General features: G+C 73.4%; 8 protein-coding genes and 1 pseudogene. All 9 read right to left on the bottom strand.

Features of this window, described 5'->3' with window-relative positions:
* Positions 1 to 591: pseudogene (locus ACFOVU_RS15145) on the bottom strand (hypothetical protein); the annotation flags it as partial.
* Between the two features lie 119 nt (positions 592 to 710).
* Entirely contained in the window at positions 711 to 1,532 is an 822-nt protein-coding gene (locus ACFOVU_RS15140; RefSeq protein ID WP_378534097.1) for a hypothetical protein, read from the bottom strand.
* An 11-nt stretch (positions 1,533 to 1,543) separates the two neighbouring features.
* Positions 1,544 to 2,578, bottom strand: a complete 1,035-nt coding sequence (locus tag ACFOVU_RS15135) for an aldo/keto reductase (protein ID WP_378534095.1) — start codon at positions 2,576 to 2,578, stop codon at positions 1,544 to 1,546.
* The gene (locus ACFOVU_RS15130) at positions 2,575 to 3,312 is read right to left on the bottom strand and encodes a thioesterase II family protein (RefSeq protein WP_378534093.1); all 738 of its coding nucleotides are present in this window, start codon (positions 3,310 to 3,312) and stop codon (positions 2,575 to 2,577) included. Before ACFOVU_RS15130 ends, ACFOVU_RS15135 begins: the two co-directional genes overlap by 4 nt.
* A 29-nt stretch (positions 3,313 to 3,341) precedes the next feature.
* The gene (locus ACFOVU_RS15125; RefSeq protein ID WP_378534091.1) at positions 3,342 to 4,769 is read right to left on the bottom strand and encodes a class I adenylate-forming enzyme family protein; all 1,428 of its coding nucleotides are present in this window, start codon (positions 4,767 to 4,769) and stop codon (positions 3,342 to 3,344) included.
* Positions 4,766 to 5,386: a hypothetical protein gene (locus ACFOVU_RS15120; protein ID WP_378534089.1), complete on the bottom strand. Its 621-nt coding sequence runs from the start codon at positions 5,384 to 5,386 to the stop codon at positions 4,766 to 4,768. The genes ACFOVU_RS15125 and ACFOVU_RS15120 overlap by 4 nt, the downstream gene beginning before the upstream one ends.
* On the bottom strand, positions 5,379 to 6,527 hold the full coding sequence (locus tag ACFOVU_RS15115) for a beta-ketoacyl-[acyl-carrier-protein] synthase family protein (protein WP_378534087.1): 1,149 nt from the start codon (positions 6,525 to 6,527) through the stop codon (positions 5,379 to 5,381). Before ACFOVU_RS15115 ends, ACFOVU_RS15120 begins: the two co-directional genes overlap by 8 nt.
* Positions 6,528 to 6,556: 29 nt before the next feature.
* Positions 6,557 to 6,814, bottom strand: coding sequence for an acyl carrier protein (locus ACFOVU_RS15110; protein WP_378534085.1), 258 nt, complete (start codon positions 6,812 to 6,814; stop codon positions 6,557 to 6,559).
* 302 nt (positions 6,815 to 7,116) lie between these two features.
* Positions 7,117 to 7,380 carry a hypothetical protein gene (locus ACFOVU_RS15105; protein WP_378534083.1) on the bottom strand — a complete coding sequence of 88 codons (264 nt, stop codon included), beginning with the start codon at positions 7,378 to 7,380 and terminating at the stop codon, positions 7,117 to 7,119.
* Between the last annotated feature and the right edge of the window lie 13 nt (positions 7,381 to 7,393).

The following is a 7,393-nucleotide window of genomic DNA, read 5'->3' as shown; positions in this document are numbered from 1 at the left end:
CTCGGCGGCTGCGGCACCCGCGGCAGCAGGTGCCGCCGCGGCGGCCGCCGCCTCCTCGCGTCCGGTATCGGCCGTCTCCGTGTCGGTCTCGGCTGAGGCCGCCTCGGTGGCGCCCTCTGCCGGACCCGGCGGGGGGTCGGCCTGTGCCGCGGCCGCAGGCTGCTCCGGCTCGGGGCGCAGGCTGGCCGGGACGACGGGGATCGGCTGGGAGATCGGCCCGCTGGATGCGGACGACGGCTCCGGTGCCGGACCCGTCCCGCCGACCTGGCCGGAAGGCGTTCCGGAGGCTGCGGCGTCGGCACGCCCCAGCGTCCCGTTGGTGAGGATGGAGGGGGTGCGGTTCTCGGCGGCTGCGCCGACGTCCGCGGGAGCACGGTCCGTTGCCCCACTGTCGGCTCCGCTGGCGGCGCCGGGGGCCGGGGCGTCGGCGGGAGCGGGTGCGCCCGGTGCGGGCGCGTCATGGTCGGCCGCCGCGGCGTTCCCGGCCGCAGGGCCGGGATCGCGGGCGGCCTGTGCTGCGGCGGGGTCAGCGTCGTCGCCGTGCGCACGTGTCGGCGGCGACGCATCCCCTCCGGTAGCTTGCTCGGTCATATCTCACTGGTCCTTTCATTTTCCCCAGGGGGTTAGGGACACCCGGGCTACCCCTTCGGCGAAATGCCGGGGACGCCCGGGAGCATGCGTCGTGATCAGCCTCAGGGGCGCCGCGCCGGTCACTTCGGGCTCATTTCGGGGCGGGCGGGGTCCACGTCGACCGACCCCTCGTACACGCGGCGTCCCGCTTGCAGGGCCTGCACGTCGAAGGAGCCGGCGGACGCGCCGGACCGCAGTTGGACGGTGCACGGCTCGCCGGGGCCGGCGTGGCCGGTGAAGGTCCCGGTGAAGCGCCGTATCCGGCCGGGGCCGATGTGGTTTTCGGCCAGGTGCAGGGCGGCTTCGGCCAGGACCATCCCCGGGATGTGGTCGACGGGGCGGCCGCGGAAGAGCAGCAGGTCCGCGTCCGGCCGGATTTCGGTCGTGGGCGATTGGGGCCAGGGCTGCGCCTGAGCGGTCGTCGCGGCCGAGCCGCCTACGAAGCGGTACACCGCCGGCGAGAGGAAGGCGAAGTCCACCTCCCCTGTCCCGAGTTCTCCGTCGGCGGAGCGCACCGATGCCCGGAACAAGGAGCCGACCAGGTGGCCGCGCCGCACGTCCCGGTCGATGCACTCCACGTCGATCGCCAGCCGCGCCCCGGGGGCCGGAGCCGATGCCCGGACCGCGGCTTCGCTGACCGGCGCCGTACCGCAGGACAGGGAGCGGAAGACGCAGTGGTGCCCGCGCGGTATCGCGTAGGCCTCGTGGGCGATGAGCAGGGCGGCCTGGCGGGCGGCGTGGGCCGGGAGCAGGAGGAGGCCGCCGCTGTCGTAGCGGGCCTCGACCGTGAAGCGGTCGCGGTCGCCGTCGTCGGCGCGCCAGCCGGTCAGGGCCAGGCCGGACGCCGGATCGGCGAGGTCGGCCGGCACCGTCTCAAATGCGTCGTTGCTTCGTAGCGTCATGTCGGCGGCCCTCACCCGGCCCGGCGCCGCAGCGCGGGGTCGGCCAGTTCGGGCGGGTCCCAGCCGCCGTCGGCCGGGTTGAGGGTGCGGCCCGGCGGCACGATCTCGTCGATGCGGTCGAGCACGTCCTGGGGCAGCCGGATGTCGGCGGCGCCGAGCTGCTGTTCCAGCTGCTCCACGGTGCGCGGGCCGATGATCGCCGAGGTCACCGCGGGGTGTTCGGTGACGAAGGCCAGCGCCAGGTGGATCAGGCTGATCCCGGCCTCCTCGGCCAGCAGGGCCAGCTCCTCGACGGTGTCCAGCTTGTCGCGGTTGGTGGCCAGGGACATGTCGTAGCGCCTGCCCCAGCGCCCGGCCCGCTGGGTGGGGGCGATCTTGCGGCCCTTGCGGTAGCGGCCGGTCAGCCAGCCGCCCGCGAGGGGGCTCCAGGTCGCCGTGCCCATCTTGTACTTGAGGCAGGTCGGCAGCACGTCGGCCTCGATCTCGCGGGCGAGCAGCGAGTAGGGGGGCTGTTCGCTGACGAAGCGTTCGCGGTGGCGCCGCTCGGCGACCCATTGGGCCTCGACGATCTGGTGGGCGGGGAAGGTGGAGCTGCCGAGGTAGCGGACCTTCCCGGCCTGCACGAGGTCGGTGAGCGCGCCCAGGGTGTCGTCGATGTCGGTGTGGGGGTCGGGCCGGTGCATCTGGTAGATGTCGATCCAGTCGGTGCCCAGGCGCCGCAGGCTGGCCTCGACGGCCTGGTGGATCCAGCGCCGGGAGTTGCCGCGGGAGTTGGGGTCGGCGCCCATGGGGGCGTGGGCCTTGGTCGCGAGGATGACCCGGTCGCGTTTGCCGGATTGGGCGAGGGCCTTGCCGACGATCTCCTCGGACTCGCCTCGGGAGTAGGAGTCGGCGGTGTCGATGTAGTTGATGCCGGCGGCCATGGCGCGCTCGATGACGGCGATGGAGTCGTCGGCGCTCTTGTTGCCCCAGGCCCCGAACATCAGGGTGCCCAGGCAGAGCTCGCTGACGCGGACACCGGTGGCGCCCAGATAGCGGTATCTCATGCGGTGAGGGCCTCCGTTGCCGCCCATCCGGCCACGCGCGAGGCGACGTGGCCGGGCCACTCGTAGAGGAAATAGTGGCCGCCGGTCAGGTACTCGACGTCCACGGCCCGGGTGGTGTAGGCGGACCAGCCGGGCAGCCGGTCGGCGTGGGTCATCTCGTCCTCGCGGCCCGCCAGGACGTGCACGGGCACGCCGATGCGGTGCGGTGGGCGGGCCGGGGTGTAGGCGTGCACCATGCGCTGGTCGTTGCGGATGATGTGCAGGAAGCCTTCGGCCATGGCGCGGCTGAGTCCCTTGGGGACGCCGCCCACGGACGTGAGCTCGTCGAACAGATCGTCGTCGGGGAGCCGGGCGACCCGCTTGCCCCAGTCGGTCTGGAAGTGGGCGGGGTCGCGCCCGGAGATGATCAGGCTGCGGGGCCCGGGCAGGCCGTTGCGTTCGAGGTGGCAGACCATCTCGTAGGCGATGAGGCCGCCCATGCAGTGCCCGAGCAGGTGGTAGTCGTCGCCGTCGAGCCGGTCGGCGAGCATTGCGGCGAGGTCGGCGGCGGCCTGGTCCACGCGGGTGGCGAACGGCTCGCCGCGGCGGGCGCCGCGTCCGGCGGGCTCCAGCGGGACGACCTCGATGTGCGCGGGGAAGCTGCGCCGCCAGGGGCGGAAGACACCGGCCGAGCCGCCTGCGTGGGGGACGCAGAACAGCTGCGTGCGGCGGGGCGGGGCCGCGGGGCTGGTCACGGTGGGCAGGGTCCTTTCGTACATCGCGGTCACTTGTGCTGGGCGGTCGCGGCCACGGGGACGACCGTGACCCGGGCGGGGCGCTCGCTGCGCAGCAGCAGCGGACGCAGTCCGGCGTGGACGGCCGCCTCGGTGACCCGGGCCGGGTCCGAGGCGTGGACCTCCAGGTCGATGCGGTTCTCGCCGTCGTCGCCGCGCCACACCCGGGGCACGGCCCGGGCGACGCCCGGGAGGGTCTGGGCGGCCTGCCGGATCGAGAAGAGGGAGACCTTCTCGCCGCGTACGACGACGAAGTCCGACAGCCGTCCCGTGTAGTACAGGTAGCCGTCGTCGTCGCGGCGGAACAGGTCGCCGGTGGCGACCAGGCCCGGTGCGATGAGCGGCTGGCGGGCGGCGGGCCCGACCTTGCGCAGCAGCGCGGTGTCGGTGGCCACGAGGAGTTCGCCCGCCCCGTCGGGGCCCGGGTCGCGCACGGTGGCGGTGACGCCGTCGAGGGGCAGGCCCACCGAGGCGTGCCGGTGGGCGGGTTCGCGGTGCGCCGCCAGGGTGGCGACGCGCGGCCCGGCCTCGGTGAGGCCGTAGGTCAGGTACAGCTCGCCGCCGGGGTTGAGGTCGAGCAGCCCGGCGACGTGGCGCGGGTCGGTCCGGTCGCCGCCGACCGCCACCGAGCGCAGCCCTGTGGGAAGCCGCTCGCCGATCTCGACGAGCTGGCGGGCGATGGTCGGGGTGAGGGACGACGACGTCACGCCGTGGCGCAGGATCGTCTCGCGGTAGGCGGCCGGGGTGAAGGGCGGGCCGGAGACGACCAGGGACGCGCCGGTGATCAGCGCGGTCATGGCCTGGGCGACGATGGCGTAGGAGTAGTAGAGCGGCAGGCTGATCAGGAGCCGGTCATCGGCGCGCACCCCCACGGCCGCGGCGTGGCGGCGGGCGTTGCGCAGCAGGGAGTCCACGGCGTGCAGGCAGGCGCTGAACATGCCGGAGGTGCCGGAGGTCAGCATGAGCACCTGCCCCGGCTCGTAGACACCGCGCGGGCCGCCCATGGGCAGCGGCACCGCCTGCTGCTCCCCCACCTCGAACCGCCGCCGCGCGTCGTAGAGGGCGGGGTCGATGCGGGCGGCGATGAGCGCGCCGGCGTTGAGGTGGGCGGCCAGTGCCCGGATGCGGGCCGAGGGGGTGGACGGGGAGACGGCGAGCGGGACGCCGCCGCTCAGCAGGACGGCGAAGTACTGCTGGAGCAGATGGCGGCCGTTGGCCAGCGCGATGACAACGGGCGTCCCCGGGGCGAGGCCGAGTGCGGCGACGTCGGCGAGGACCTCGTCGAAGCCGGGTCGGTGGTCGCCGGCGGGGCGGGTGAGGTCGATGGTGCGGTCGAGGAGGGAGACGACGTCGTCGCGCCGGATGCCCGGGGTCAGGGTGGGGTCGGGAGGGGCGATGGCGGCGGACACCTCTCTCATCCGTTCGTGGTCTGGGGCAGGAGGGCGGGAGCGGTGAGGCGGGACAGGTCGGGCTCGGTGCGCGGCCCGGGGCCGGGTGCGGCCCGCAGGATCAGGCAGCGCGCCGCGTGGACGGTCCCGTCCTGCCGGTGGGTGCCGATGAGCACGTAGCGGGCGCTGCCCCGCGCCAGCCACCCGGCTGCCAGGGCGGCCGCGGTGGGGGCGCCGTCGGCGGGCGGCATGGACAGGGCGAGGGTCGGGCCGCGGAACCCCTGGCGGATGCAGGTGAGCCCGGCCAGGGAGCCGGGGTTGGCGCCGGCGAATTTCAGGGGCGAGACGCGGCCCCTGGCGGTGGCCTTGGCGATCGCCCGCATGGTGTCGAGCGTGCCCGTCTCGCTGACGGTGACCATGCCGACCTGATCGCCGGCGGCCGCCAGGTCCGCTCCGTGGTCCTGGACGGCTGCGGCCGCCGCCTCGGCCATCAGCCAGGCCAGCGGGTCGGCGAACAGGGAGGGGGCGTTGCGTGCATGGGCGGCCGGGTCCTCGGTGACCACTTCGCCGTATCCCGCGGCCACGGGGGCCGGCGGGAGGGGGTGTTGTTCAGCCGCGGGGGCCGGCGGGAGGGGGTAGTCAGCCATGGCCGCCTCCCGGAACGGAGAACAGCAGCGCGGTGTTGAAACCGCCGAACCCCAGGGTCAGGCTGAGACCGCAGCCGTCCGTAACGGTCCCGGGCGCACCCTGTGGCAGGGGCAGCGGGAAGCCGTCCATCGGCTGCTCCAGCCCGTGGACCGGCGGCACGCGGCGGTCCGTCAGCGCCTGGATGAGGGTGATCGCCTCGATGGTTCCGCAGGCGCCGAGGCTGTGGCCGAGGGTGCCCTTGGTGCCGTAGACGACCGGCCGCCGCTCCCCCGGGCCGAACAGCGCGCCCAGGCTGGTGGCCTCGACCGCGTCGTTGACCGGGGTGCCGGTGCCGTGCGCGCTGACCGCCGCGATGTCGCCGGTGGCCAGGCCGCTGCCCGCCAGTGCCCGCTCCACGGCCAGCACGACGCTGCCGCCGCCGGGGTCGGGCGCGGTCATGCCCGCGGCGTCGTTGGCCGAGCCCGCACCGCGCAGCGTGGCGCGGACCCGCGCCGACCGGCGCCAGGCGTGCTCGGCGGATTCCAGGACGAGGGCGCCGGCGCCCTCGCCGAGCACCATGCCGTCGTGCTGGACGTCGAAGGCGCGCAGCGCCCGGGGGCTCATGGTGCCGAGCATGGAGTGGCCGAGCCGTTTGGCGGGGGTGACCACGTCGGCGCCGACGCAGACGCAGATCTCGCGCCGCCCCGATCTGATGAGTTCGGCGCCCATCAGCAGGGCGTCGGAGCCGGCCGAGCACGCGGTGGTCACGCACAGGGGCGGCTGCGGGTGCCCGACCTCGTCGGCGGTGCGGCGGGCCCATTCGTGCAGCGAGGAGCCCTCGGGGTCGTCGAGGTTGCCGGCGTAGCTGGTGCCGAGGAGGAGGGCGGTGCCGGGCGCGCCGAGGACATCGGGGTCGAGCCCGGCGTCGGCGAGGGCCGACCGGATCGCCGAGGCGGTGAGCGCCTGCTGGCGCTCATGGGGTGCGTCGCTCAGGGGGACGGTGGGGACCACCGCAGCGAGGGTGCTGCGCAGAGGATGCTCGTAGGGTATTTCGCGTATCCCCGATTCACCGTTGAGGAGCCGGGTCCATACGTCGTCCAGGGAATCGCCGAGAGGGGTTTCCCAGCCCATTCCCGTGACTTCGGGGTCGAGAGAATCCATTCGGTGAGGTCTTTCCACGCCGGTGGCGGTCAGGCGGCGGCCGGCGACCGGAGCTTCTCGATGAGGGCGCACAGGGACGCGATGGTCGAGAAGTGCTCGGGTGTGAAGTCGTCGTCGGAGACGGTCACCTCGAAGGTCTCCTCGATCTGCGCGCGGAGCTCGACGAATCCGAGCGAGTCCACGCCCAGAACGTCGCGAAGGCTGTCCTGCTCGCCCATGCGGTCGGGTGGAACCTCGACGTAGACGTCGGATACCAGGATTTTTTTGATCGTGTCCGCGTCGGACATCGGCGAGACCTTTCCATGGCCGTCCGGAGAATTCCGGACGGCGCGAGCTTCTTGGGAAAGAGAAATGACTCCGGACCGCCCGCGCCCACGGATGCGGGTGCAGGCGCGTCGGTATGAAACACCATGCCTTAACGGCATGGTCAAGCCGATCGGGAGATGACGTAGGACACCCTCTCGGCGACGTGGTCGCGGGGCGGGCGCAATGTGCGGACGGTGATGCCGACGAGTTCGGCGAGCTCGCTGCTGATGTCAGGTCCGACCCGTACGGGAAGAAGAGAGAACCCATGAATCGTGACACTCTGTCACGATCCGGCCGTGTCCGCCGGTCCGGCGACCGCATCGTCGCCGTCCGGCGGCGGGGCGTCCGCCTCTTCGTAGTAGCGGACGTAGGCGTTGGACTCCGCTGCGAAGTACTCGAATATGCGTTCGTTCGACCAGCCGCGTTTCTCGCGGTAGCGCGGAATCGCCTTTACCATGTGAGGGTCGTCGCTGGTCAGCGTTCCGTCATCGTGGAGGGTCAGGAACGACCGCACATCTTTCGTACGGCGGTCCTGCGCGTACAGCACGCGGGGTGTCATC

Origin of the sequence: Nocardiopsis sediminis (assembly GCF_042650565.1) — a bacterium.
In the GTDB taxonomy this organism is placed as follows: domain Bacteria; phylum Actinomycetota; class Actinomycetes; order Streptosporangiales; family Streptosporangiaceae; genus Nocardiopsis_B; species Nocardiopsis_B sediminis.
This window is presented reverse-complemented; position numbering and strand designations above follow the sequence as displayed.

Excerpts from the sequence above, each read along its gene's own strand:
- ACFOVU_RS15140 (WP_378534097.1), bottom strand. The coding sequence starts at position 1,532 with ATGACGCTACGAAGCAACGACGCATTTGAGACGGTGCCGGCCGACCTC.
- ACFOVU_RS15135 (WP_378534095.1), bottom strand. The coding sequence starts at position 2,578 with ATGAGATACCGCTATCTGGGCGCCACCGGTGTCCGCGTCAGCGAGCTC.
- ACFOVU_RS15125 (WP_378534091.1), bottom strand. The coding sequence starts at position 4,769 with ATGAGAGAGGTGTCCGCCGCCATCGCCCCTCCCGACCCCACCCTGACC.
- ACFOVU_RS15120 (WP_378534089.1), bottom strand. The coding sequence starts at position 5,386 with ATGGCTGACTACCCCCTCCCGCCGGCCCCCGCGGCTGAACAACACCCC.
- ACFOVU_RS15115 (WP_378534087.1), bottom strand. The coding sequence starts at position 6,527 with ATGGATTCTCTCGACCCCGAAGTCACGGGAATGGGCTGGGAAACCCCT.
- ACFOVU_RS15110 (WP_378534085.1), bottom strand. The coding sequence starts at position 6,814 with ATGTCCGACGCGGACACGATCAAAAAAATCCTGGTATCCGACGTCTAC.